This is a genomic window from Cupriavidus pinatubonensis, from assembly GCF_019602855.1.
Classification (GTDB): Bacteria; Pseudomonadota; Gammaproteobacteria; order Burkholderiales; family Burkholderiaceae; genus Cupriavidus; species Cupriavidus pinatubonensis.
The window spans coordinates 1,336,974-1,361,561 of the sequence record NZ_CP080766.1 but is presented as its reverse complement, the minus strand read 5'-3'; the positions used below and the strand labels follow the sequence as shown (position 1 = coordinate 1,361,561).

Below are 24,588 nucleotides of genomic sequence, written 5' to 3'. Positions count from 1 at the left end.
AAGCCTCTTACTTGCTAGCCGGCGCCAGAACCGCACCAGCATTGGGGACGATGGGGGCAAGGTCCAGGTGCTCGAGCATCTGGCGCACCGTGCAGACCGCGGTGGACGTGACCGGAAGTCCGATGGCATCCTGCGCGGCCTGGATGGCCGGCAGCGATGGCATCTGCACGCAGGCGGACAACACCACGACGTCGGCATTGGCCGTGTTCAGCCGCTTGACGTCATCCAGCAACTGCATGGGATCGCGGCGGCCGACTTCGAGGTTGTCGGGGATTTCGAACGACAACGCATCCAGCACCTCGATGCCTTCATGCTCGATGTACTGCACGACGGCCTGCGTCAGCGGCTTCATGTACGGTGCCATCAGCGCAATGCGGCGCGCGCCCATCGCCTTCAATCCTGCCACCAGCGCGCCGGCCGATGTCATGACCGGTGCCTCGCAGTGGTTTTCTCGCGCCACGCGCAGCAGGTCCCGTTCAACCTGGCGGTGATAGCCGGGACCCATCGCCATGATGGCGACCAGGCACGCGGTGCTCATCACGTCCACGCGTGCGTCGGCCAGTTCGGCGGCACAGCGCAGGCCCTCGCGGTTCATCGCCTCCAGTTCTTCGCGCACCACGCGGTGCATGCGCATGCGGCTCGAATGGAACGTGAAGCGCTCCGGCAGGATCTGTTCCCGGGCGCGCAGCATGGCGGGAATCTCGGTCTCCATCGTGGTGTTGGAGCTGGGCACGATCTGCCCGATTCGGTAAGTACGGCTCTTCATGCTGACTTCCTTCCCAATTCCGTGGCTTCGTTTTCAAGCTGGCGCGCGACCATGGCGCGCAAGGCGGCCTTGTCGACCTTGCCGACCCGCGTCACCGGAAACTCGGCGACAACTTCAATTCGCTCGGGACATTTGAATTTCGCGAGTCCCTGTTCTACGAGGAATGCTGCGAGTTCGGTCACATCGGGCGCTACGTGGCCCGCGCGCAGGATCACGTAGATGCAACCCTTTTCGCCGTACAGCGGATCTGGCATCGCGACGAGCTTGGCATCCGCGACTGCCGGATGCCGGCTGACATACGCCTCCACTTCTTCAGAGCCGATCTTTTCGCCGCCCCGGTTCACGTTGTCGCGCAGGCGGCCTTCAAATGCGAAGCAACGGTAGCCGTCGATCACGTGCTCGGTCATGAGGTCGCCGGAGCGAACGAACCCGTCCGCGGTCAGGGACTGCGCGGTGGCCTCCGGCGCCTTGTAGTAGCCGCGCAGGCTCGACGGGCCACGGAAGCAGAGTTCGCCCGGCGTTCCCGGTGCAGCAGCTTCGTCCGTGCCGGGCACCAGCAGGCGGAGATCGTCATCGGGGCAACCAGAGAAGCCCTGGGTGCGATGTCGCATCGCGGAGGGGAAGCGCGCGCCGCCACCGAGCAGCAATCCTTCGGTGGTGCCGAACAGGTTGAAGCAGGGCACGCCGAGATGCGCTTCGAGCGCATCGGCGCGCGTCATCGTGCCGAACAGCTCCAGCGACGACAGGTCGTGCCGCGCGATGTCCTGGTACGCGATCATCTGCGGCGCGACCGGGCCAATCGACATGCCATGCGTGACGCGATGCTGTTCGATCAGTTCCAGCATCCGCGCGATATCGACGCGCGGCATCAGCACCGACGTCATGCCACCCGCCACCGCTGGCACCAGCACGTAGACCTGTCCCGCGTTGTGCAGCAGCGGCAGCGACCAGATCAGCCGGCTTTGCGCGGTCTGGCCGAGCTGGCGCATGCAGGCCAGCGCATGGCCGATATATTCGGCATGAAAGCGCGGAATGATCTTCGGTACGCCGGTCGTGCCGCCGGAAAGCTGGAAGCTGAGCACGTCCTCGCTGCCGATCGGAACGCCGGCCAGCACTTCGACAGCCTGTTCGTAAGGGATCGACTCGATGAGCGCATCCATGCCATGTTCGGCAACCTGGCCCTGTGCCGCAGGACTGCCGCCCCGCGCGACGAACAGGTGTTCGATCGACGGGTGGCGCTGCGCCATGCCGCGGGCAAAGCCGGTCAGGTCGAATGCACTGAAATCGGCTTGCACGAAGTAGGCGCGGGGTTCCGACTGCGCGGAAAGCTGGCCGATCTCGACTTCACGGTATTGCGGCACCGCGCACACGGGAACGACGCCTGCCTTGTAGCAGCCCATCAGCGCGATGACCGAGTCGATCGTGGTGCCCATCTGGAAGATGGCACGGTCGCCCGGAAGCAGGCCGAGCTGGTGCAGCGCGGCGCCGAGGCGCTCGCTGAGCGCATCGAGTTCCGCAAACGTGATCGTCCGCTCGTCGCTGATGAACGCGGCCTGGTCCGGCGCGCGCCGTGCGGTCTTGCGCAGTGCGCCGCCGAGCGTGTCGTCGATCCATGCACCGCTTCTGAAGTACCGTTCAGCGTCTGCCGGCGGGCAGTACGCCACGCCTTCAATCGGGAAATGAATGCCGGTCATGATGGCCTCCGGAACTCATTGCGCCGCGGCATCGCGCGGCACGATGCGCACGATATCGCGGTCGAATCGCTCGATCCTGCCGTCGAGGCCGCCGGTAAAGAGGCCATACCAGACAGCAGGCTTAAGGCCCAGTGCGCGGCGCCCGAACTCGACCGGCTCATCGGACGCGATCACGGTGTAGTCGCCAACGTCGCTGAGGCGGCATGCCGGCAGGCGGCGCGCGGCCTCCGTCAGCGATGCGAACTCGGGCACGTTCAGCACAAAAATGCGCAGGGCGGACTGGCTCATGCGTGACACTCCTGCTCCACGTTGAGGCGACGGCCAATAATCTCCGCCTTGCGCATCCAGATATCGTCGATCGACGTCACGCGCTTTTGCGCAGCACGGGCTTCGTCTTCCAGTTCGATCGCGGCGGCTAGCGTCGCATCGGCGTCGCGCGCATCAAGCGCGGCCAGCGGCCGCAGCTTGCGCGTGATCTCGATGAAGTAGCCGTTCGGGTCGCGGAAGTAGATCGACTCGATCACCTCGTGTGCGGTTTCCGCGGACACCACCACGCCACGTGCTTCCAGGCGCGTTTTCCACGCCAGCAGCTCTTCCTGCGTGTCAACCAGCCATGCCGTGTGGGTCGCGTCGAACACGTGATCGTCCGGCAGCGGCGGGCGGGTGTCGCGGCCCGCGAGCGCTTCGGGCGCGTCACTGCCAAGGTAGTAGAAGAATGCGATGGTGCTGCCCTTGCCGCTGTCGAAGAAAAAGTGCAGGAAATCGGGGTGCGTCGAAGGCCCCCAGCCGCGTGCCGAGATCGTGTGGATCAGCGGCAGCCCAAGAATGTCGCGATAGAACGTGACGGTCTCCTTCAGGCGCCAGGTGGGCCGGGCAGTGTGGTCGACACCGTGCAGGCGCAGCGGCGCGGCGGCGTCGGGTGGGGCGGTCCTTGCATACATCGTTGTGTCTCCGGATCGGGGGGCGGTATGTGTTGGGGGCGTTACTGCGGGAAGGTTTCGCGCAGCCATGTCTGCAGCAAGCGTCCCGCTGCGTAGCGGCCGGGCTCCTCACCGCTGGCAAGCGCGCGGCCGTGGTGGTCGCCACGCACGCGGTGATGCTGTTTGCCGGCGCTGCCGAGGCTTTCGAAGATGTCCGCGATGACGCTGGGGAAGCAGGCCTGGTCGGCCGTGTACTCGATCAGCAGCGTCGGCTGGTGGATGGCAGGCGCCGTGCGCGACAGCGCGGCGTTCGACGACTGGCCGGACCACGTCGACAACCAGCTTTCGGGCGAGCACACGCGTGCGAATCCAACCGATCCATAGTTGGACGCAAACGGATCAGAGCCCCAGAGCGAGCCGTATTTGCGGTCCGACGAATCGAGCGACAGATCGAAGCAGCGCAGGTCGGCGTCGGTGCGCCACACGGTGAAGAGTTGCGTGTGGGCGGCGCGCCGGCGCACGGCATCGCTGACTGTGCCCGGGTTGCGCTTCACTTCGGCACGGGCGTCCATGCGCTCGGCAATCATCGCTTTGGCAAGATGGTCGAGACGCTGTACGCGTCCTTCTTGCGCGGCACGGTACTTCGCGACGAAGTCGGCGTGATACGCGGACGACTGCGGAGCCGGCGCATATCCATTGGCCGCCGAGAACGCATCGAGCGCAGCATCGACGGAAAGCGGGTCGCGCTCATCGGTCACGGACGGGTCGATGCAGGACTGCAGCAGCATGCCTTGTCCCGGATGCGGTGCGACGAAGACCACGCCATCCACGGCCGGCAGCAATGCCGATGCAAGGTTCGTCGCGCGGCCGCCCGGCGTCCGCGCAATGCGTGCCTCGGGTGCAATGTTCGACTGCTGGACGTACAGCGCATACAGGCCGCTGCCGCCCGAGTTGCCGAGCAGCACGATATTGCGGAAGCCCGCTTCACGCAGGAATCGCACGCCGGCCGCCACGTCATAGAGCGCGAACTCGTGCTCCAGGCGCTGGTCGTTGCCGACACTGCGCGGCGATTGCGACCAGGCTGCATAACCGGCTTCCACGATGTCGGGAATCAGGTAGTGGCAAGCCATGAACTCGCGCGGATGCATGATGCAGACCACCGTGTCGGGCTGGCCTGCGGCATACAGCGAACCACCGGTGGCCGCGCCGTCCTCGGTGCGCAGCACGACGTTGCGCGTGACCGTGCCGGCTGGCACGTCGCGGGGGTTCCAGTCGGTGTTCAGAAAACCTGCAATCGGCCCGCGTGCGGCGGGAGAAGCGTTGGGGGGCGTCTGGGGGCTTGTCATCATCTCACTCCGTTTTTTACAGAATAGTCCATTTTTCGACGTGGGCGTAAATTTTTTCGCGAAGGCGTCGAAATGGCCTGCTGGGCGGCGCTTGATTCACTAGACAGGTGCACCGAGACTGGCGGGCAGGCTCGCGGGGTGGCGTGTTACCGCCATTTTGTTTATCGTGGTGGCTTGTCGACGCCTGCGTCGAAAAACTGAATGGCAGTCCATGGCAAAGACACAGACCAAGAGCGACGCGCTGCGGGACTCGATCCTGGAGGTCGCAACGCGCCTCTTTATCGAGCGCGGCTTCGATGGCACCGGGCTCAACGACATCGCGGACGCGGTAGGACTGAGCCGTCCGGCGCTGTACTACTACTTCAAGAGCAAGGAAGCGATCCTCGAAGAGCTGACCACGGCGGTCACGCGCACTGCGGCACAGCTGGCCACCGAGGCCATCCCCGAGGCCATGCGCACGCCGGACGGCATCCTGCGCCACCTGGTGCTGCGCCACGCCACGCTGATCCTGTCGCACCCGCTGCAGTTCCGCGTGGTCGAGCGCAACGAGAACAACCTGCCGCTCAAGCAGCGCAAGATGGCCGAGCAGTCACGCCGCGCGGTGCTGGAACAGTTCCGGCAGGCAATCGAATTCGGCATCGACCATGGCACCTTTCGCGTGGTGGACGCCAAGGTCGCCGCATTCTCGATCATCGGCATGTGCAACTGGACCGCGTGGTGGTTCAACCCTGCCGGACAGGTATCGATGGACGAGGTAGCGGGCCAGATCGCGGACATGGCGCTGCGCTCGGTGGAGCTGCCGGCCAGCCGCGCCTTGGAGAAGCCGGGGCCCGCTGCGATCCTGCAGATGCTACGGGATGATCTGACGCTGCTGGAGCGCAGCCTGGAAGCGCCGGCAGCCGGGCGCGGCGGCAGCACTGACGCCTGAATGAATGCGGTCGCGCCGAAGCTGCTCTACACGGCGGTAACGTCGACGGCGCCTGACGACACTTCAAAGACCTTCACGCTCGCCGTGGCTGGCTGCGCCGGTGCCGTGGTGCCCTGGAGTTCCTTCATCACGTGGAACGCGCAACTGAGCTTGTCGGGTGTCAGCGTCACCAGGGCATAGCCTTCGACGTTGGTTTCGGCATGGCGCAGCCAGGGATTGAACGTGCGCAGCGTGGTATCCAGCGTGTTCACCAGCGTGCCGCCGACGTTGCTGAAGATGAGATCGCGCACCGCGGTGAACGTCTGGTCGTTCTCGATTCTTTGGCGCAGTCCGCTAAGGAGCGAATTGCTCGACAGCCCGGCCGTCACGAGGTCCACCATCACAGGAGCCGGCGTGGCGGCGTCGTAGTCATCCATGACCTGGCCCGCAAAGAAGGCATGGATATCGCCGCTCAGTGTCACCACGTTCTTGATGCCGTGGGTCTTCAGGAACGCCATCAGGTTCTTGCGCTCGGCATTGTAGCCGTCCCACTGGTCCGCGTTGAGGATGATGCGGTCGAGCAGCCAGATCGGGGGCAGGCGGCTGTCGATGAACGGCTTGATATTCGCGTCGAAGGTCGCGCTGCTGATCCCGACGCGTGACACCACGTTGCGCAGTGCGGTGTAGGTGAGTCCCACGTAAGTCCCCGCCGCGCTCGCGCCGCGCAGGTCGCTCGCGAGAGCGGTCGTCATGTCGGCGACGATCGGGGCGAGTACGCCGTTGACCTGCGCAAGCGCTCTGGAGATGAGGTCGGCCAGCGCCTGTGGCATGTCGATTTGCATGCGCAGCATCGCAAGCTCGTTGCCCCACAGCTTCCACGTGGTATTGGCGCCGCCCACGCGGTCCTGCCACCACGCGCGCTGCGTGTCACCGAGCATGGACACCGGCGTCAGTGCATTGCCAGCGGCTGCCATCTTGTCGGCTTCGGCTGAGGCAAGTCTGCCGGCCGGAACGAACTGTCTGCTGCCCACGTTGCCGCCAGTCGACGACTCCGGAATGATGTGGTCGGCCCGGTACAGCCGCTCGTCGGTCATCAGCAGCGTGGCGAGGTTGCCGAACGTGAAGGAGCGGTAGATCTGTATGTTCTGGAACGACGGATTGTTGAGGTCGATCGTGACATCAGCCGGGAGGAATTCGAACCACGCCTGATTGGCGCTGCGCCGCCGCGCCGTGCGCGGTGTCATGTCGTCGTTGGGGCTGTAGGTCTGGCGGTCTTGCCAGCAGTTGTCGGAAAACTCGTGGTCGTCCCAGATCGCGATCATCGGGAAGGCGGCATGCAGCGCCTGCAGGCGCGTGTCGCTGCGGTAGCTCCGGTACAGGTAGCGGTAATCGGCCAGCGTGGTCGCGTAGACGGAACCGTCCGGCAGTCCAGTGCCATTGGGAAGCTGCAGTACCCCGTGCCGGTCTTCCACGTTGCCATTGCGCGAGCCGCCCGGTACAGCTTCATAGATGTAGTCGCCGACATGGACAATGAACTCCAGGTCCTGGTTGGCAAGCTCTTCCATGCCGGCCCAGTGGTTGACGTTCCAGTTCTGGCACGAGACAAAGGCAAAGCGCAGTTGCGACAGCGGCGTACCGGCCGCGGCGGCGGTGCGTGTCCGGCCGGTCATGCTGGGCCGATCGCCGAGCAGGAAGCGGTAGTAGTACTGCGTCGCTGCGGCAAGGCCCGTCACCTTGTTGCGCAGCGTGTAGTCCCAGTCGGGCAATGCGGACAGGCGCTGGTTGACCAGCAGCGTGCCGAAGTCCTGTTGGGTCGATACCTGCAGCCGCACTTCCACGGGGCGTTGCCCGTTGCTGCCCTCGACGCGCGTCCATACGATGACGCTGTCGGGCTTCGGATCGCCCGAGGCGACGCCATGCAGGAAATTGAAGTTCTCGGGGTTGCCGGTATCGGTAGGCCCCCCATCGGAATCTCCACCTCCACCGCATCCGGCGAGCCCGCCGGTTGCCACCGAGACAGTCATGAAACTCCCCCACTTGAGGAACTGGCGACGGTCCATGGTGCTTCTCCTTGTTGTGGTCCCGCAAGCGGTGGCATCTGGATACTAGGTGCCGGGAAACGCGGTCGCTGTCGGTGCATTGCCGACATCGCTATAGGAGAAAGATGACGCCGGACGGCGGCGCGGCGCGGATGAGCGCGTTTGCGTAGTACATGGGCAGCGAGCAGCGAGCAGCGGTGTGCGGTATCGGGTCATTCCGGACATGGCCGGTTTTCGTGATGCCTTCCGCAACACGGCGGGTCTCCAAAGACTTCACAGGGAGAATTACTCGAGCGGGGGAACTGCGCGGGATGGCGTCGTTGCGCAAGCCTTGTAACCTGAAGGTCTATAGTTACGATACCGGCGCAATATCGCCCGGTCCCGATGGCGCATGCGGCATGCCATCGCGTGGTTTGCCCCGGAGCCCCCACTCATGGCATTCACCCACACCGTCGGACAGCACCGTCATGTCTTTGCCGACCTGCGCACGCTGCTGGCCAAGGCCAGCCCCGCACGTTCGGGCGACTATCTTGCCGGTATCGCCGCCGCCAGCGAGGAAGAGCGCATGGCGGCGCGCATGGCGCTCGCCGCGGTGCCGCTGACGCAGTTCCTGTCTGAAGCGCTCGTGCCCTATGAGGACGATGAGGTCACCCGCCTGATCGTGGATAGTCACGATGCTGTCGCGTTTGCCGAGATCGCATCGCTGACAGTTGGGGATTTCCGCAACTGGTTGCTGCTGCACGAGACCGACAGCACCACGCTTGCAACTGTAGCGCGCGGCATCACGCCCGAGATGGCTGCCGCAGTCAGCAAGCTCATGCGCAACCAGGACCTCATCGCCGTCGCGCGCAAATGCCACGTGGTCACGCGCTTTCGCAGCACCGTGGGCCTGCCGGGCCGTCTCTCGGTGCGGCTGCAGCCGAACCATCCCACGGATGATCCAAAGGGCATCGCCGCGTCGATCATCGACGGACTGATGTATGGCTGCGGCGATGCGACCATCGGTGTCAATCCGGCGTCGGACAACCTCGGTGCGATCGTGTCGCTGCTGCGCATGATCGACGACCTGCGCTGCCGCTACGACATTCCCACGCAGTCGTGCGTGCTCACGCACGTCACTCACACGCTGCGCGCGATGGAGCAGGGCGCGCCCGTGGATCTCGTGTTCCAGTCGGTGGCGGGCAGCGAGCGCGCCAATGCGGCGTTCGGCATCAGCCTGTCGCTGCTGGCCGAAGCGCACGACGCCGCGCAGGCGCTCGCGCGCGGCACCGTTGGCGATAACGTGATGTATTTCGAGACCGGGCAGGGCAGCGCGCTGTCGGCCAACGCGCACCACGGCGTGGACCAGCAGACCATGGAGGCACGCGCGTATGCGGTGGCGCGGCGATTCTCGCCGCTGCTCGTCAATACCGTGGTCGGCTTCATCGGCCCCGAGTACCTGTATGACGGCAAGCAGATCATCCGCGCCGGGCTCGAAGACCATTTCTGCGGCAAGCTGCTTGGCGTGCCGATGGGTTGCGATGTCTGCTACACCAACCACGCCGAGGCCGACCAGGACGACATGGACACGCTGCTGACGCTGTTCGGCGTGGCGGGCATCAACTTCATTATGGGCGTGCCCGGCGCCGACGATATCATGCTGAACTACCAGAGCACGTCGTTCCATGACGCGCTGTACCTGCGCGAAGTGCTGGGGCTGCGCCCGGCACCCGAATTCGAGGCGTGGCTGCAGCGCATGGGCATCGCCGATGGCAGCGGCCGCTTGCTGGAACCGGCTGAGCGGCAGCCGCTGCTCGAACTGGCGCACACGCTGTAAGCCCCGCCATGACCAAGCCACCAGCGACCGTCACGCAGCAGAATCCCTGGCAACAGTTGCGCCAGTTCACGCGCGCACGCATTGCATTGGGCCGTGCAGGACACAGCCAGACGACCGACACCGTACTCGCCTTCGGACTGGCCCATGCGCAGGCGCGCGATGCCGTCCACTTGCCATTGGATCGCGCTGCCGTCGAATCCGCGTTGAGCAACGCGGGGTTCGCCACGTTGTCCGTGCGCAGCGCCGCACCCGACCGTGCGCACTACCTGCGACGTCCGGACCTGGGCCGAAGGCTCGATGACGCCAGCCGCGACCGGCTGTCCGCAGCGCGGGCGGACTCGCCACCTGATGTGGTGTTCGTGATCGCGGATGGCCTGTCCGCGCTGGCCGCACAGCGCCACGGCGTGCCCGTGCTGCGCGCCGTGCGCGACCGGCTGCCGCATGACTGGACCGTGGCGCCAGTGGTGATCGCGGAACAATCTCGCGTCGCGCTTGGCGATGAAGCTGGCGAGTTGCTCGGCGCGCGGCAAGTCGTGATGCTGATCGGCGAACGGCCGGGACTCAGTTCGCCGGACAGCCTCGGCCTCTACCTGACCTATGCGCCGCGCATCGGCCGCACCGATGCCGAGCGCAACTGCATTTCCAACATCCGGCCCGAAGGGCTGGCGTACGAGCGGGCGGCCAACCGGCTCGTCTTCCTGTTGCGTGGCGCTGCGGCACTGGGTTGTTCGGGCGTCGCACTCAAGGACGACAGTGCGCATGTCCTGCCGGACGAGGCAGCCGGACCAGGCAACGCCATCGAGACATGACGCGGAGACCACCATGCAAGCCGACATCAACCTGCAGGCCTGGCTCGAATCCCACGCCGGCAATGGCATGACGACGATCGTCGCCTATGTCAGCGCGGCCCGGGAGACAGACCTGCAGTACGACATCCGGCTGCGCAATAGCGGGCAGGGCAGCTCGTCGGCGGTCGCGCAGAGTGGCATGGTGCACGTCGGGCAAAACCAGCCGAGCCAGGTGTCAACCATGACGGTAACGCCGGTCCGAGGTGGCAAGTGCGAGGTCGGGCTGACGTTGCGGGAGGGCAATGCCGTAGTCGGCCAGTACACGCTGGACTGCAGCGCCAAATGACCACGGCCGGCTCAAGGCCGGCCGTTGCGCGTTGCGATGGTAATGGCGGCTACATCATGCGCCGCGAGAAATGCCCCTGCTCGGCATCCGACATCAGGCTCGAAAACTGGTCCATGCTCATGTGCACCAGTTCCTGGTGATCGCCCGCTTCAAAATAGACATCGGGGTGCTTCATCAGGCTGTCGTCAACATAGGTCTGCATGCCATAGGCCATGGCCACCGGCGGAATCGCGCCGAGGTCGCAGTCCTTGAAGACCTCGCGGATTTCATCCTCATGCGCGAGCACGAGCTTGCGGCCGGTCTGTTCGCACAACGCGGCCATGTGCAGGTGATGGTTCGACGGGATCACGGCGGCAACGTAGCCCATCTCGTCTTCGAGCAACAGGGTCTTGGCCAGGCGGTCTCCAGGAATGTGCGCAGCCTCGGCAGTGGCCATGCTGCTGAGGGTGTACGGGTGATGGATGATGTCGTACTGCGTATTCTTGCTGTTCAGGCAGGTTGCCAGCGTGCTTGCCAGGGCCATGGTTGCTCCTCTGGATGCAGGGGCCGGCACCCCCCGGGCACCGGCCGGGATCAAGGGTTTTCCTTGTGTTCCTACTATAGACGGTGGTGTCAGGACTGGCGCTGGGCCGGCGTGCCGTGCAGCCGCGGCCACACGGCCTGCAGTTCGGTCTTCAGGAAGGTCAGCAGGCAGCGCGTGGCGAGCGTCTGGTAACGGTTGGGCATGGTCAGCATATAGAGCCGGCTGCCGAACACGCTGACGTGGTAGCCATCCAGCAGCGATGCCAGCGTGCCGTTGGCGAGTTCCGTGCCGATCGCGTAGATCGGGAAGATGCCGATGCCCAGCCCCGCGAGCACGGCCTCCTTCAAGAACCCGAAATTGTCGGAGCTAAGCGTGGGTTCCAGCACGATCTGTTCGCGTGCGCCGACGCCATGCGGCGGCAAGCCCGACACCTTGAGCTTCTGGCCCACCGGAGATGCGCACACTACGGCATGCCCGTCCAGTTCCGCGAGTACGGTGGGCGCCGGGTGTGCCGCAAGATAGGCCGGTGCGGCGCACACAACCCAGTCGACTTCGCCGATCTCGGTGGCGACCACCGAGTCGGGCGGCGTAGAGATGATGCGCAGCGCGACGTCGACGTCTTCGGACACGAGGTTGTGCACGCGGTTGTCGAACACCACGTCGAGCAGGATGTCGGGATAGCGCTGCTTGAACTGCACCAGCAGCGGCGACAGCATGGTGTGGCCGAGGCCTGTCGGCACGGACAGCCGCACATGGCCCTGCAGGCTCTTGCCCATATTGCTGATCAGCGCGTTGGCCGCTGCCACCTCGCCGAGGATGTTGCGCCCGTGTTCATACAGCCCGGCACCCACGGGCGTGGGCTCCACGTGGCGCGTGGTCCGGCGCAGCAGTTGCACGCCAAGTTCTTCCTCGAGCGCCTTCAGGTGATAGCTGACGTTGGCCCGCGTCATCTTGAGCTTGCGCGCGGCGGCGCTGAGGTTGCCGGCATCGACGATGTCGACGAACAGGCGCAGGGCGTTGAGATCCATGGGTGAGCAAAAGGGGCAGGCGGTTCAGGGCGCGGGCTGCCGCCGGCAGCGTCCGCCCCCGTATATTGCCACGCGCCGCCGCCAGCACCCCCTCGCCGGGCCGCCGGCATGGCGCGCAAAGCCGGCTCAGTGCTCGTGACGCAGGTACTTCGCCTGGCGCGGCAGGCGCAGGCTGACCAGGAACGCGATCACCATCATCACGGTGACATACCAGTAGAACGCGGATTCGTGGCCCATGGTCTTGAGCCCGAGCGCCACGTATTCGGCCGTGCCGCCGAACGCCGCGTTGGCGATGGCATACGCCAGCCCGACGCCGAGCGCGCGCACTTCGGCCGGGAACATCTCCGCCTTCACGATGCCGCTGATCGACGTATAGAAGCTGACGATGGCGAGCGCCACGGCAATCAGCACGAACGCCAGTTCGGGGCTGCTTACCGTGCGCAGCGCGGTCAGGATCGGCACCGTGGCGAGTGCGCCCAGCGCGCCGAACAGCAGCATGTTGTTGCGCCGGCCGATGCGGTCCGACAACGCGCCGAACACGGGCTGTATGCACATGTACAGGAACAGGCATCCCGTCATCACATAGCTGGCGGTCTTGATCGACATGCCCGCGGTGTTGACCAGGTACTTCTGCATGTACGTGGTGAAGGTGTAGAAAATCAGCGAGCCGCCGGCGGTATAGCCGAGCACGGTGAAGAACGCGGCCTTGTGGTTGCGGAAGATCTCCGCGACGCTGCCGGCTTCCTTGCTGCCGCGCGTTGCCGCGGACGAGGTCTCGTGCAGTGTGCGGCGCAGGAAGAGCGCCACGACGGCGGTAATGGCGCCGACCACGAACGGAATGCGCCAGCCCCAGGCCTTGAGCTCGGCTTCATCAAGCAGCTGCTGCAGGATCACCACGACCAGCACAGCCAGCAACTGGCCGCCGATCAGCGTGACGTACTGGAACGACGAGAAGAAGCCGCGTCGACCGCGCAGCGCCACTTCGCTCATGTAGGTGGCGGTGGTGCCGTATTCGCCTCCGACCGACAGGCCCTGGATCAGACGTGCCAGCAGCAGCAGTGCCGGCGCCCAGTTGCCGATGCTGCTGTACGTCGGCAGGCTGGCGATCAGCAGCGAGCCGAAGCACATCATCAGCACGGAGATCAGCATCGAGTTCTTGCGGCCGTGGCGGTCGGCGATGGTGCCGAACAGCCAGCCGCCGATCGGCCGCATCAGGAAGCCTGCGGCGAACACGCCGGCTGTGTTCAGCAGCTGGGCTGTCGGATCGGCCTTGGGAAAGAACGACGGCGCGAAGTAGATGGCGCAGAACGCGTAGACATAGAAGTCGAACCATTCGACGAGATTGCCGGAAGAGGCGGCAACGATGGCGAAGACGCGCTTGCGCACCTCTTCAGCCGATGGCGCGGTGGCCTGGTTGGAGTTGGCTGTGAGATCGGTCATTGTTGTGTGTTGCAGTCAGGGGCGATGCCCGGCGGCTGGCCAGCGTCAGCTTGGCCGCAGGGCGGCTCGCGCCGGTTGGAACGCCGCCGGGTTCCGGGATGGGGCGGGGCGGCTGGAGAAGGGCGGGCATGTTGCCCGTACTGACTGGCGTGAATCCGCGCACGCTGCGGCGCGTCGGTGTTTTACAGCCTACCGCGAACCGGGGCTGCCTGCACACCCCGGCCGCGTGGCGCTTCCTGTTGCGATGCAACATTTGTTACGTGGCGACTGGGCTGGCGGCGGATTGTTCCGCGCTGTGGACACACTGTCTTGTGGGACGCCTGTGAGCAGAGGCGCCGGCCGGCTTGCAACGCGCGTGCCGGTGGACAATGATGAGTCCCGAAGCGTCCCCCACTCACATACCGATGTCCCGTCCTCTGCGCTACTGGATGTGTCTGTTGCTGCTCGTCGCAGCCGAGCCGTCTCGGGCGCAGGATCTGGTCGAATGCAAGCGCATCGACCAGGAACAGCTCGCCGCCGCCACCACCGAAACCCTGCTGTTCCTGCGCTGCCGAGCGCGGCGGATTTCGTATGAGGCGCCGAGGCTAAAGGGCGTGCCGCAGCGTGTGAAGGACGACCTGATGTTCGCCTGCCTCGACCAGGCCGACGCGGTCGAGCACCAGCTGCGCGTGCGGCATGGCTTTACGCGGGAGTCGCTGGCGCGCGAGCGGTGCGAATGACGGGGTGCTAGCCGACTTCGCGTGCGGCCGCCCGCAGGCAATCCTTGAACAGTTCGACCGCACGCACGGCCAGCGTGCCCGGTACCGCGAAGAAGCCGACATCGCCGAATGACGGCGCATGCTCCAGCGGGATCATCGCCAGGCTGCCGGTATCGACGAATTGCCGCGCGGCCGAGCGCGGCATCAGCCCAAGGGTCTTCTGGTCGAACATCAGCGCGACGTTGGTCATGACCGACAGCGACTCCACGACGTTCGCGGGCAGCGCCAGGCCCGTGTCGTAGAACAGGCGTTCGGCCGTCTGCCGCAGCGACGAGTCGCGCGTGGGCAGGATCCACGGATAGTCGCTCAGCGCCTGCAGGGTGGTCGACGCGCGCGATGCCATCGGATGATGCACGCCGCCGACCACGCACAGCGGCTCCCGGTGCAGGATTTCGGCTTCAAGCCCGGGTGCGGTGGCCCGCCACGACACATCTTCCGGAATGCGCCCGACAACCACGTCGAGGTCGCCGACCGCCAGCGCGGGCAGCAGCTGGTCCATCTGGCCGACGCGCAAGGTCACCGACACCGCCGGTGCCTGTTCCTTCAGCAATTGGATGGCGCGTGGCAGCAGCACCGCCGACGCCGAGATCAGCGTGCCGATCAGCACCTGGCCCGACGTGCCTTCGCGGAACGCGCTGATCTCGTCAGTCAGGTGGCGCAGCTCGGCCAGCAGGGTCTTGGCGCGCCGCGCGACGAGCTCGCCGAACTCGGTCGTGGTCACGCCGCGGTTGCCGCGGATCAGCAGTGGCGCGCCGAGGTGGCTTTCCAGTTCGTGGATCACCTTCGTGACCGCCGGCTGCGTCATGTTGAGCGCCTGCGCTGCGCGCAGGATCGAGCCGCTGCGCAGCACCTGTTCGAACACGAGGATCTGCGCGAAGCGCAATTTCCGGCCAAGCGAGGTGGGATTCAGGGACATGGGCAAGGGCGAGGCGCGCTGCTGGGTTCGGCGCAATGCGGGCGTGGCCGGTATTCTAGACTGGAATATCAGGAGCCGAAAGTTTCATTTTTCAGGAATAGATGGCGTCGATACACTGCCTGCAAATATTTGCGAGGAGACAGTCTTGTCGCCATCCCCGACCCTGTATCGGAACTACGTTGACGGGCGCTTCGTCGAGTCCGCCAAAGGCTTTCCCAATATCTCGCCGGTCAACGGCGCTGTGATCGGCACCGTGTGCGAGGCCGACGCCGACCTCGTCGACCGTGCCGTGCGCGCCGCGCGCGCCGCCCTGGCCGGCCCGTGGGGCAGGACGACCCCGGCCGAGCGCGCCAGGGTGTTGCAGGCGGTCGCCGACGGCATCGAAAAGCGCTTCGACGCATTCGTGGCGGCAGAAGTGGCCGACACCGGCCGCCCCGAACACCAGGCACGCACGCTCGATATCCGCCGCGGCGTGCAGAATTTCCGCACCTTCGCCGAACTGGCTGGCCAGGCGGGTGGCGAGTGCTTCGAAATGCGCGCCGCTGACGGCGACGTCTTCAGCTATACGGTACGCAAGCCGCACGGCGTGGTCGCGATCATCTCGCCGTGGAACCTGCCGATGCTGCTGATGACCTGGAAGGTTGCGCCAGCGCTGGCCTGCGGCAACGCGGTGGTGATCAAGCCGTCCGAAGAAACGCCGGGCAGCGCGACACTGCTCGCGGAAGTCATGCACGAAGCGGGCGTGCCGCCGGGCGTCTTCAATCTCGTGCATGGCTTTGGCGGAGGCTCGGCGGGCGAATTCCTGTCGCGCCATCCGGATATCGACGCGATCACCTTCCCAGGCGAGTCGCGCACGGGCAGCACCATCATGAAGGCCGTGGCCGACGGCGTGAAGGAAGTGTCGTTCGAGCTCGGTGGCAAAAACGCCGCCGTGGTATTCGCCGACTGCGATTTCGACCAGGCCGTGGCCGGCGTCACGCGTTCGAGCTTCACCAACACCGGGCAGGTCTGCCTGTGCTCGGAGCGCGTGTATGTCGAGCGCCCGATTTTCGAGCGCTTCGTCGCGGCGATGAAGGCTCGCGCCGAGGCCATGCGGATCGGCTATCCCGATGAAGACGGCGTGGAGATGGGTTCGCTGATCTCGCACGGCCATCGCGACAAGGTGCTGTCCTATTTCGCGCTGGCACGCGAGGAAGGCGCGACGGTTGTCGCCGGCGGCGGCGTGCCGCAGTTCGGCGACGCGCGCGACAACGGTGCCTATGTCCAGCCGACAATCTGGACGGGTTTGCCCGATTCGGCACGCTGCGTGCAGGAAGAAGTATTCGGCCCGGTCTGCCATATCGCGCCGTTCGATAGCGACGACGAGGTGGTGGCCCGCGTCAACGATTCGCGCTATGGCCTGGCCGCTTCGGTCTGGACGCGCGACCTGGGCCGCGCGCATCGCGTGACGCGCCAGTTCGACGTGGGCATCGTCTGGGTCAACACGTGGTTCCTGCGCGACCTGCGCACGCCTTTCGGCGGTACCCGTCTGTCGGGCATCGGGCGCGAAGGCGGGCGCCATTCGCTGGACTTCTATTCGTCCACCACCACCATCTGCGTCAACCCGTGAGCCCGCATGCTGAACCCTGAACTTATCGAGGCCGCGGACCAACTCTGGTTCGCTGCGGAACGCCGCCAGCCGTGCCTGCCCGTGCGCGATGCCATTGCACACGCCAGCGCCGGTGGCGCGGACCCGATCGCGCAGGCCTATGCGATCCAGCAGTACAACACCGAGCGCGCGCTGCGCGCCGGCCGCCGTCTGGTCGGCCGAAAGATCGGGCTGACCGCGAAGTCGGTGCAGCGCCAGCTTGGCGTGGACCAGCCGGACTTCGGCATGCTGTTCGCCGATATGGCGCGACAGGACGGCGAAGACATCGACTGCGCCGATGTCCTGCAGCCAAAGGTCGAGGCCGAAGTCGCGCTGGTGCTCGAACGCGATCTGCAAGATGAGGTGAATACCGTAGCGGACGTGATCCGAGCCACGGCCTTTGCGCTGCCGGCCATCGAAATCGTCGGCAGCCGCGTGGCCGGGTGGGATATCCGTCTGACCGACACCATTGCCGACAACGCATCGTCGGGCCTGTTCGTGCTGGGCACGCGGCCGGTATTGCTCGGCGCGCTGGACCTGGCCAACTGCGGCATGAGCATGGAGCTCAATGGGGATCCGGTGTCGGTCGGCGCCGGCGCCGCTTGCCTGGGCAATCCGCTCAATGCGGCAGTGTGGCTTGCCAACACCATGAGCCGCGTCGGTGCGCCGCTCAAGGCCGGCGACGTGATCCTGACGGGGGCACTCGGCCCGATGGCGACTGTGCAGCCGGGCAATGTTTTCACCGCACGTATGGAAGGCCTCGGTGCCGTGACCGCCGCGTTCCGCGCCGATAGCCAGCAAGGAGATGCCTGAGATGACCGACATGAGCCAGACGATCGTCGACGCGGCGCTCGCGCTCGACAACGCCGCCATGCAGGCGCAGCCGATGCCGCAGTTCGAAGCCGGCCATTTCGATTTGCCGACGGCGTATGCCATCCAGCGCGCGTCGATCCAGCACCGCGTCACACGCGGCGAACAGGTCAAGGGCATCAAGCTTGGTTTCACCAGCCGCGCGAAGATGGTGCAGATGGGCGTCGACAGCCTGATCTGGGGCTTCCTTACCGACGCGATGCTCGAGGAAGATGGCGGTACGGTGCACCTTGGGCGCTATATCCATCCGCGCGTGGAGCCCGAAGTCTGCTTCGTGACGCGCCGGACCATCGACGCGCCGCTGACGGCGCTGGAAGCGGCGGACTATCTCGAAGCGGTCGCGCCGGCGATGGAGATCATCGATTCGCGCTACCGCGATTTCCGCTTCAGCCTGGAAGATGTCGTGGCCGACAATTGTTCGTCGGCCGGACTCGTGGTGGGTGCGTGGTCGCGCGACTTTGCGGGGCTTGCGAACCTAGGCGTACGCATGCAGTTCGATGGCCGTGATGTGCAGGTCGGCTCGACAGGCGCGATTCTCGGCCATCCGCTGCGCACCGTCGTGCAGGCATCACGCCTGCTGCACGCGGCGCAGGTCAGCCTGCCGGCGGGCTCGCTGATCATGGCCGGCGCGGCCACCGCGGCCGAGGCGTTGCGCGCGGGGCTGCATGTGAGTTGCCATATCGGCAGCGGCGTCAACACGCTGGGCAGCGTGTCGTTCACTACGCGTGCGGGCATGCCAGACTGACTGCCGTATCCGCATCGACAACGCATTCAACAGCTACCAGGAGACCAACCATGCCGACAGAGGCGCATCTGGTGCAGGGCAAGGCAAAGCCACGGGGCCGTTTCCCGCACTGCAAGCGCGCGGGCGATTTCCTGTTCATCTCGGGCACAAGCTCGCGCCTGCCGGACAACAGCTTTGCCGGCGCGCAAGCCGACGAGATGGGCGTGACCCAACTCGACATCCGCGTGCAGACGCGCGCGGTGATCGAGAATATCCGCGACATCCTGGTGAACGCCGGCGCGACCCTGGCCGATCTGGTCGAGACGCAGGTGTTCCTCGTCAACATGAATGACTTCGGCGGCTTCAATGAAGTTTGGGCCGAGTATTTCGACTACGGCGGGCCTACACGGACGACAGTAGCGGTGCACCAGCTTCCGCATCCGCACCTGCTTATCGAGATCAAGGGCACGGCGTACAAGCCGCTGGCCAGAAAGGAGGCATGATATGTTCGACCTGAAATACGGCCGGCCGCTGAACTTCAAGCGCTGGCTCGACGACCACGCCGACAAGCTGAAGCCGCCGGTTGGCAACCAGCAGATCTGGCAGGACAGCGACATGATGGTCACCGTGGTCGGCGGCCCCAACGAACGCAGCGACTTCCACGACGACCCGATCGAAGAGCTGTTCTACCAGTTCAAGGGCAACGCCTACCTGCTGCTGTGGGAAGACGGCCGCTACGAGCGTGTCGACCTGCGCGAGGGCGACATGCTCCTGCTGCCGCCGCACACGCTGCATTCGCCGCAGCGCCCCGAGGCGGACAGCCGCTGCCTGGTGGTCGAACGCAAACGGCCGCAGGGCCAGAACGATGCGTTCCAGTGGAGCTGTGCCAGCTGCGGCACTATCGTGCAGCGCCATGAAGTGACGCTGCAGAGCATCGTGGCCGACCTGCCGCCGCTGTACGAGAAGTTCTACGCCAGCTCCGAGGATGCCCGCCGTTGCCCGGGCTGCGGCGAAATCCACCCCGGCCGCGATTTCCAGGCTTGGCACCGCACGCTCGCCAGGCACTCTTCATGATCGACATCCATTCGCACTTTCTCCCGCTCATCAGCCGCCAGGAAGCACAGGCCGTCGATGCGGAGCGCGCACCATGGCTCGCCGTGGATCCGTCCGGCGAAACCGGGCAGATCATGCTGGCCGACCAGCCGTTCCGGCCCGTGTACCGCGCGCTGTGGGATGCCGATTTCCGCATCGCCGAACTCGACACACAGGGCATTGCCACGCAGCTCGTCTGCGCAACGCCGGTGATGTTCGGCTATGGCTGGGACGCAGCGAAGGCCGCCGACTGGGCCGCGCAGATGAACGACAAGGCGCTCGCGTTCTGCGCGGGGCACCCTGACCGGCTCAAGGCGCTTGCGCAAGTGCCGCTGCAGGACACGCGCCTTGCGTGCGCCGAGGCTTCGCGCGCCGTGGCCAACGGTTGTGTTGGTGTGCAGATCGGCAACCATGTCGGGGACAAGGACCTCGATCATCCAGACCTTGTCGACTTCCTGACGTACTGTGCGGAGAACGACATTCCCGTGCTGGTGCATCCGTGGGACATGATGGGTGGCGGCAAGCGCATGAAGCAATGGATGCTGCCGTGGCTGGTCAGCATGGCGGCGGAGACGCAGCTCGGCATGATGTCGCTGATCCTGTCAGGCGCACTTGAACGCATCCCGGAGTCGCTGCGCATCTGCTTTGCGCATGGCGGCGGCAGTTTCGCCTTCCTGTTGGGCCGCGCCGACAACGCGTGGAAGCATCGCGACATCGTGCGCAAGGATTGCCCCCGCCTGCCATCCGAATACGCGCACCGCTTGCATGTGGACAGCATCGTCTTCGACGAAGGCGCGCTGCGGCTGCTCGTCGACGTGATGGGCGTCGAGCGCGTGATGCTCGGCTCCGACTATCCGTTTCCGCTCGGCGAGCAGGAAGTCGGCGGGCTCGTGCGCGGTGTGTCGTTCCTGGACGGGGCGCAGAAGCGGAAGATTCTCGCGGACAACGCGAGCCGGTTCTTCAGGCTCGACGCGGAGAGCAACGCTGTCTGACCTCGGCCGGTCGGTCAACAAGCCGGCATCAGCCGTTCAGCATCTTGCAGCGCGCCGCCAAACAATCGCGGAACGCCGCGGCGCTCGGTGACAGCGAGCGCCCCGCGCGCACGATCAGTTCGATCTGCCGGTGCACCACGGGCTTGTGCAGCGGCCGGAAGCGCACGCGGTCCGATCCCATCAGCTTGCCGACATAGGCGGGCACTACCGTCACGCCAAGGCCTGCCTCGGCCAGGCCTACGGCCGTTCCAAGATACGCGACTTCGAAACGCGGATTGACCTGCACGCCGGCCTGGTGCAGTTGCTGGTCGATCAGGGTGCGCATACCGGTCGCGTGCGACATGGCAATCAGCGGTTGGCCTTCCAGGTCCGACCACACCAGATCGCGCTTGCGCGTAGCCAGCGGCCAGCTGCTCGGCACCATCACGCCGAGCGGATGCCGCAGCAGCGGAATGCGGTCGAACTGCGGGTCCTCTTCCGGAAACACGCCAAAGCCGAAATCCACATCGCCGCTCAGCACGCGCCGGCCGATCTGCTCGGCCGGCAGGTCGGCGATGCGCACAGTGATCGCCGGATAGGCGTCGAGGAAGTGCGCAATGCTCTCCGGCAGCAGCGTCGACGCCAGCAGCGGCGTAGTGGCCACGGTGATGCGCCCGCGCCGCTTGTGGACGAGCTCGCGCGTATCGGCCACCGACTGCTCGACATCCCCGACGATGCGCATGGCACTGATCAGGAATTCGCTGCCGGCATCGGTCAGGGCGAACCGCCGCGTAGAGCGGTCGATCAGCTGCAGCCCGAGCTGGGATTCCAGTTCGCGTATCTGCAGGCTCGTGGCCGACTGGGTCAGGTGAAGCTTGGGCGCGGCCGCGGTAAAGCCGCCACTGCGAGCGACTTCGACAAAGGCGCGCAACTGCCGCAGGGTCACGTTCATATGCGGTTCTTATGAATCTGCCGGATTGACTGGTTCCGGAGCATAGCGGATGTGCCGCAGCTTGCGGCCGGCGTGTCACCGGTTCGCAACATCGCGTGAAAGGCCCTGCATACATGCGCCGTGCCGCGGTCCCGCTTGAAACCTGGTCTGACGATCTTGAACAAGTATTTCTTATTAAACCATTAAATTTAATCGCTTGCTGAATGGACTCGAATTCGCTGAAATACACGCCACAACAACACGGAGCCCGGCACGCGCTGCGATGCGCCGGACCCTGAAACCCATGGAGACTGTCAAGATGCAACGTACCCTTAGCCGCAAGCTGCTCGGCGTCGTGCTCGCCTCGGCGGCGTGTTTCGCGGCATGCGGAGTGAGCACTGTCGTGCATGCGCAGACGGCGCAAGCGACACAGGCAGCGCAACTCGACGAACTGCTCAGCAAACAGGCGATTACGGAACTCCTCTACAAGTACCCGCGCGCACTCGACCGGCTGGACCGCGACATGCTGCTGTCGATCGCGCATCCGGAAGCGCGCATGCAGTTCGGCAAGCGCACATTCCCGTCGTGGTCGGCCTATGTGGACTGGCTGATCAAGGCGCACACCGAGATGCTTGGCAACAACCACCGCATCAGCAACATCCTGGTCGAGGTGAAGGGTGACAAAGCCGTGAGCGAATCGACCGGCACGGCCACGCTGCTCGTGAAGCGCGAGGGCCATGACGACCAGTACGAGGAACGCTGGATGCATTCGCGCTACCTCGACACGTGGTCGCGCCGCAACGGCAAATGGGCGCTCGACAGCCGCCAGACAGTCTCGGACTACCGCCGCATCAGCTATGTGTCCGCCGACGACGTGAAAAAGCGCTATGAAGTCGCGCCGCGCCTGGGCAAGGCCGATCCGTCTTACGCGCTGTTCGGCGAGAAGTAAGCCTCGCATCTCGCAACGGAGACCCGCATCTTGCATACACACTGTGATCACGACGGCTGCCAGTCGCGGCGCCATTTTCTGGGCTCACTGGGAGCGCTGGCAGGCGCTGCGCTGATGCCGACCGGTCTGGCCAGGGCTCACGCCATCGGCCCCGGCGGCGGGCGTATCGATTTCCACCACCACTACTTTTCGCCGGCGTGGGTCAGGCTGGTGGAGTCCAAGCACAAGGTCCAGCCCGTACTCGGCTTCGACCAGTTCAAGAGCTGGACGATCGCCAGGGACCTGGAAGCAATGGATCGCGGCAATGTCGAGAAGGCCTTCCTGTCGGTCACGCAACCGGGCGTCTGGTTTGGCAACGTCGAAGAATCGCGGCGTGCGGCGCGTGACATGAACGACTTCGCGGCGACGATGAAGTCGGACCACAAGGGCCGCTATGGCCAGTTTGCCGTGCTGCCGCTGCCGGATATCGATGCCACGCTGAAGGAGATCGAATACGCGTTCGACACGCTCAAGGCGGATGGCGTGGGCCTGCTGTCGAGCTATGGCGACAAGTGGCTCGGCGACAAGTCGTTCTGGCCGGTCTGGGAAGAACTGAACCGCCGCAAGGCCGTGGTCTATATCCACGCCACGGCGCCGGGCTGCTGCGCGTGGGAATTCCAGCCGGGCATCCTGCCGACCTTCGTGGAGTTGGGATCCGACCTCGCCCGCGCCATGGTGAGCCTGGTTCAGGGTGGCACGGCGAAGGCGACGCCGGATATCAAATACATCTGGTCGCACGGCGGCGGCAGCATCTGGGCGCAGCGTTTCCTGGTCGGCGAAACCGCGGCATCGCTGGCGCGCGAAGCGCCGGCCGACTCGCGCCTGTACCAGTTCCGGCGCTTCTACTACGACACAGCTGCGGCGGCGGACGCGATCCATATGGGCATCCTGAAGATGGTCGTGCCGCCGAGCCAGATCGTGTTCGGCTCCGACTATCCATGGGTCGAGCCGGCCAAGATCGCCACGGGCCTGGAAGCATCAGGGCTGTCGCCGCAGGTCCTGCAGGCGGTCTATCGCGACAACGCCTTCCGGGTGATGCCGCAATTGCGCGAACAACTGGCTGCGGCCGCGCGTACGAACTGAAAGAGAAGGGCGGAGAGCCAGCAATGCAATTCAAGAGCATCAAGTGGGTAGCGGCCGCGTTGTGGGTATTGCCGCTGGTTGCGGCGGCACAGTCGTTCCCGATGCAGAACGTGCGCATCGTCGTGCCGTACGCGCCCGGCGGCGGCATCGACGGCATGGCCCGTGTGCTGGCCGAGCGCCTGCAGCAGAAATGGGGCAAGCCCGTCATCGTCGAGAACAAGCCGGGCGCGTCGACGATCATCGGCACGGTCGCGGTGACGAAGGCGCTGCCGGATGGCCATACGCTGTTACTGACAAGCGAAGCTACCGTCACCAGCAACCCTTACCTGTTCGACAAGCTGCCCTACGATCCGGCGCGCGAACTGGTACCGATCTCGGAGCTGGTGAGCTTGCCGCAGATGGTTGTCGCCAATCCATCGGTGCCGGCCTCCGACATGAAGGAACTTGTGGCGCTGGCGAAGGCGCGGCCCGATTCGCTCAGCTATGCCACCTATGGTTCGGGCAGCCTGCCACACCTGCTGTTCGAGGGCATCAACGCGCGCCGTGGCGTGAAGATGACGCAGATTCCATACAAGGGCATTACGCCGGCGGTTACCGCCGTGCTAACCGGCGAAGTCCAGCTCACGCTGGCCGGTGTGCCGGCGGCGGAAGGCTATCTGCGTGCAGGCAAGCTCAAGGCACTGGCCATCGCGCGCCGCGAGCGGCTGCCGGGCATGCCCCAGGTGCCGACGCTGGCCGAAGCGGGCTTTGCAGACATCGATCCGCATGAGTCGTGGTTCGGCCTGTTCGTGACGGGTGGTACGCCGACACCTGTCGTGCAGAAAATTGCGCGTGACGTCGCCGCTGTGGCGGCGGACCCGGCATTCATCGAGCGCTACGTGCGGTCGCGTGGGTTTGATCCGGTGTTCTCCACACCGGACGCATTTGCGAAGTTCATCCAGGCTGACCGTAGCCAGAAGGAAAAACTGATCCGGCTCACCGGGGCCAAGGCCGAATAAAGGCCTGGAAAGTCTCA

Annotated in this window: 25 protein-coding genes; 14 read left to right on the top strand and 11 right to left on the bottom strand. The window is 65.4% G+C overall.

Going from position 1 to position 24,588, the window contains the following annotated elements:
* Positions 1-7: 7 nt before the first annotated feature.
* From K2O51_RS06225 to K2O51_RS06210, 5 genes are read right to left on the bottom strand one after another with little or no spacing between them, the layout of a single operon-like run.
* Positions 8-766, bottom strand: a complete 759-nt coding sequence (locus tag K2O51_RS06225) for a maleate cis-trans isomerase family protein (RefSeq protein WP_280640414.1) — start codon at positions 764-766, stop codon at positions 8-10.
* Positions 763-2,460: an AMP-binding protein gene (locus K2O51_RS06220; RefSeq protein WP_220630640.1), complete on the bottom strand. Its 1,698-nt coding sequence runs from the start codon at positions 2,458-2,460 to the stop codon at positions 763-765. Before K2O51_RS06220 ends, K2O51_RS06225 begins: the two co-directional genes overlap by 4 nt.
* A 15-nt stretch (positions 2,461-2,475) precedes the next feature.
* Positions 2,476-2,748: a hypothetical protein gene (locus tag K2O51_RS35120; RefSeq protein ID WP_011301593.1), complete on the bottom strand. Its 273-nt coding sequence runs from the start codon at positions 2,746-2,748 to the stop codon at positions 2,476-2,478.
* Complete coding sequence (locus K2O51_RS06215) at positions 2,745-3,401, bottom strand: VOC family protein (RefSeq protein ID WP_011301594.1); 657 nt, start codon at positions 3,399-3,401, stop codon at positions 2,745-2,747. Before K2O51_RS06215 ends, K2O51_RS35120 begins: the two co-directional genes overlap by 4 nt.
* Positions 3,402-3,442: 41 nt before the next feature.
* Positions 3,443-4,729 (bottom strand): alpha/beta fold hydrolase, encoded by a 1,287-nt coding sequence (locus tag K2O51_RS06210; protein WP_140951101.1) that lies wholly within the window; start codon positions 4,727-4,729, stop codon positions 3,443-3,445.
* 208 nt (positions 4,730-4,937) lie between these two features.
* Here K2O51_RS06210 and K2O51_RS06205 point away from each other — a divergent pair, with 208 nt between their 5' ends.
* Positions 4,938-5,654 carry a TetR/AcrR family transcriptional regulator gene (locus K2O51_RS06205; protein ID WP_011301596.1) on the top strand — a complete coding sequence of 239 codons (717 nt, stop codon included), beginning with the start codon at positions 4,938-4,940 and terminating at the stop codon, positions 5,652-5,654.
* Positions 5,655-5,680: 26 nt separating this feature from the next.
* On the opposite strand, the gene K2O51_RS06200 is transcribed toward K2O51_RS06205, so the two are convergent.
* A complete protein-coding gene (locus K2O51_RS06200) occupies positions 5,681-7,693 on the bottom strand; it encodes an alkaline phosphatase D family protein (protein WP_220630639.1) in 2,013 nt (670 codons plus the stop codon).
* A 412-nt stretch (positions 7,694-8,105) separates the two neighbouring features.
* On the opposite strand from K2O51_RS06200, the gene K2O51_RS06195 reads away from it, so the two are divergent.
* Genes K2O51_RS06195 through csgH form a run of 3 tightly spaced genes read left to right on the top strand, consistent with a single transcriptional unit; the run spans position 8,106 to position 10,622 of the window.
* Positions 8,106-9,488: an ethanolamine ammonia-lyase subunit EutB gene (locus K2O51_RS06195; protein ID WP_220630638.1), complete on the top strand. Its 1,383-nt coding sequence runs from the start codon at positions 8,106-8,108 to the stop codon at positions 9,486-9,488.
* A gap of 8 nt (positions 9,489-9,496) precedes the next feature.
* Positions 9,497-10,297 carry an ethanolamine ammonia-lyase subunit EutC gene (gene eutC / locus K2O51_RS06190; RefSeq protein ID WP_011301599.1) on the top strand — a complete coding sequence of 267 codons (801 nt, stop codon included), beginning with the start codon at positions 9,497-9,499 and terminating at the stop codon, positions 10,295-10,297.
* A gap of 13 nt (positions 10,298-10,310) precedes the next feature.
* The gene (gene csgH, locus K2O51_RS06185; protein ID WP_011301600.1) at positions 10,311-10,622 is read left to right on the top strand and encodes a curli-like amyloid fiber formation chaperone CsgH; all 312 of its coding nucleotides are present in this window, start codon (positions 10,311-10,313) and stop codon (positions 10,620-10,622) included.
* A 49-nt stretch (positions 10,623-10,671) separates the two neighbouring features.
* Here csgH and K2O51_RS06180 read toward each other — a convergent pair whose 3' ends face one another.
* The 3 genes from K2O51_RS06180 to K2O51_RS06170 form a co-directional block, all read right to left on the bottom strand.
* Positions 10,672-11,145, bottom strand: coding sequence for an aminoacyl-tRNA deacylase (locus K2O51_RS06180; RefSeq protein ID WP_011301601.1), 474 nt, complete (start codon positions 11,143-11,145; stop codon positions 10,672-10,674).
* Positions 11,146-11,234: 89 nt separating this feature from the next.
* A complete protein-coding gene (locus tag K2O51_RS06175) occupies positions 11,235-12,173 on the bottom strand; it encodes a LysR family transcriptional regulator (protein ID WP_011301602.1) in 939 nt (312 codons plus the stop codon).
* Between the two features lie 126 nt (positions 12,174-12,299).
* Positions 12,300-13,613: an MFS family transporter gene (locus K2O51_RS06170; RefSeq protein ID WP_011301603.1), complete on the bottom strand. Its 1,314-nt coding sequence runs from the start codon at positions 13,611-13,613 to the stop codon at positions 12,300-12,302.
* A 404-nt stretch (positions 13,614-14,017) separates the two neighbouring features.
* On the opposite strand from K2O51_RS06170, the gene K2O51_RS06165 reads away from it, so the two are divergent.
* On the top strand, positions 14,018-14,332 hold the full coding sequence (locus tag K2O51_RS06165; RefSeq protein ID WP_224006639.1) for a hypothetical protein: 315 nt from the start codon (positions 14,018-14,020) through the stop codon (positions 14,330-14,332).
* Between the two features lie 7 nt (positions 14,333-14,339).
* Here the strand turns inward: K2O51_RS06165 and K2O51_RS06160 are convergent, their stop codons facing one another.
* Entirely contained in the window at positions 14,340-15,287 is a 948-nt protein-coding gene (locus K2O51_RS06160; RefSeq protein WP_011301605.1) for a LysR substrate-binding domain-containing protein, read from the bottom strand.
* Between the two features lie 145 nt (positions 15,288-15,432).
* Between K2O51_RS06160 and K2O51_RS06155 the strand changes: the two genes are divergently transcribed.
* The 6 genes from K2O51_RS06155 to K2O51_RS06130 are packed head-to-tail and all read left to right on the top strand — an operon-like array spanning position 15,433 to position 20,592.
* Complete coding sequence (locus tag K2O51_RS06155; protein WP_220630637.1) at positions 15,433-16,896, top strand: 2-hydroxymuconic semialdehyde dehydrogenase; 1,464 nt, start codon at positions 15,433-15,435, stop codon at positions 16,894-16,896.
* Positions 16,897-16,902: 6 nt separating this feature from the next.
* The gene (locus tag K2O51_RS06150; protein ID WP_220630636.1) at positions 16,903-17,727 is read left to right on the top strand and encodes a 2-keto-4-pentenoate hydratase; all 825 of its coding nucleotides are present in this window, start codon (positions 16,903-16,905) and stop codon (positions 17,725-17,727) included.
* A 1-nt stretch (position 17,728) separates the two neighbouring features.
* Positions 17,729-18,529, top strand: a complete 801-nt coding sequence (locus K2O51_RS06145; RefSeq protein WP_011301608.1) for a 2-keto-4-pentenoate hydratase — start codon at positions 17,729-17,731, stop codon at positions 18,527-18,529.
* A 50-nt stretch (positions 18,530-18,579) separates the two neighbouring features.
* Positions 18,580-19,011, top strand: a complete 432-nt coding sequence (locus K2O51_RS06140) for a RidA family protein (protein ID WP_220630635.1) — start codon at positions 18,580-18,582, stop codon at positions 19,009-19,011.
* A gap of 1 nt (position 19,012) precedes the next feature.
* On the top strand, positions 19,013-19,582 hold the full coding sequence (gene nbaC / locus K2O51_RS06135; RefSeq protein WP_011301610.1) for a 3-hydroxyanthranilate 3,4-dioxygenase: 570 nt from the start codon (positions 19,013-19,015) through the stop codon (positions 19,580-19,582).
* Complete coding sequence (locus K2O51_RS06130; protein ID WP_220630634.1) at positions 19,579-20,592, top strand: amidohydrolase family protein; 1,014 nt, start codon at positions 19,579-19,581, stop codon at positions 20,590-20,592. The genes nbaC and K2O51_RS06130 overlap by 4 nt, the downstream gene beginning before the upstream one ends.
* A gap of 28 nt (positions 20,593-20,620) precedes the next feature.
* On the opposite strand, the gene K2O51_RS06125 is transcribed toward K2O51_RS06130, so the two are convergent.
* Positions 20,621-21,523: a LysR family transcriptional regulator gene (locus K2O51_RS06125; protein ID WP_011301612.1), complete on the bottom strand. Its 903-nt coding sequence runs from the start codon at positions 21,521-21,523 to the stop codon at positions 20,621-20,623.
* A gap of 298 nt (positions 21,524-21,821) precedes the next feature.
* On the opposite strand from K2O51_RS06125, the gene K2O51_RS06120 reads away from it, so the two are divergent.
* From K2O51_RS06120 to K2O51_RS06110, 3 genes are read left to right on the top strand one after another with little or no spacing between them, the layout of a single operon-like run.
* Positions 21,822-22,451: a nuclear transport factor 2 family protein gene (locus tag K2O51_RS06120; RefSeq protein WP_235679851.1), complete on the top strand. Its 630-nt coding sequence runs from the start codon at positions 21,822-21,824 to the stop codon at positions 22,449-22,451.
* 30 nt (positions 22,452-22,481) lie between these two features.
* Positions 22,482-23,573, top strand: a complete 1,092-nt coding sequence (locus K2O51_RS06115) for an amidohydrolase family protein (protein WP_011301614.1) — start codon at positions 22,482-22,484, stop codon at positions 23,571-23,573.
* Between the two features lie 23 nt (positions 23,574-23,596).
* Positions 23,597-24,571, top strand: coding sequence for a Bug family tripartite tricarboxylate transporter substrate binding protein (locus K2O51_RS06110; RefSeq protein ID WP_011301615.1), 975 nt, complete (start codon positions 23,597-23,599; stop codon positions 24,569-24,571).
* The last annotated feature ends 17 nt before the right edge of the window (positions 24,572-24,588 follow it).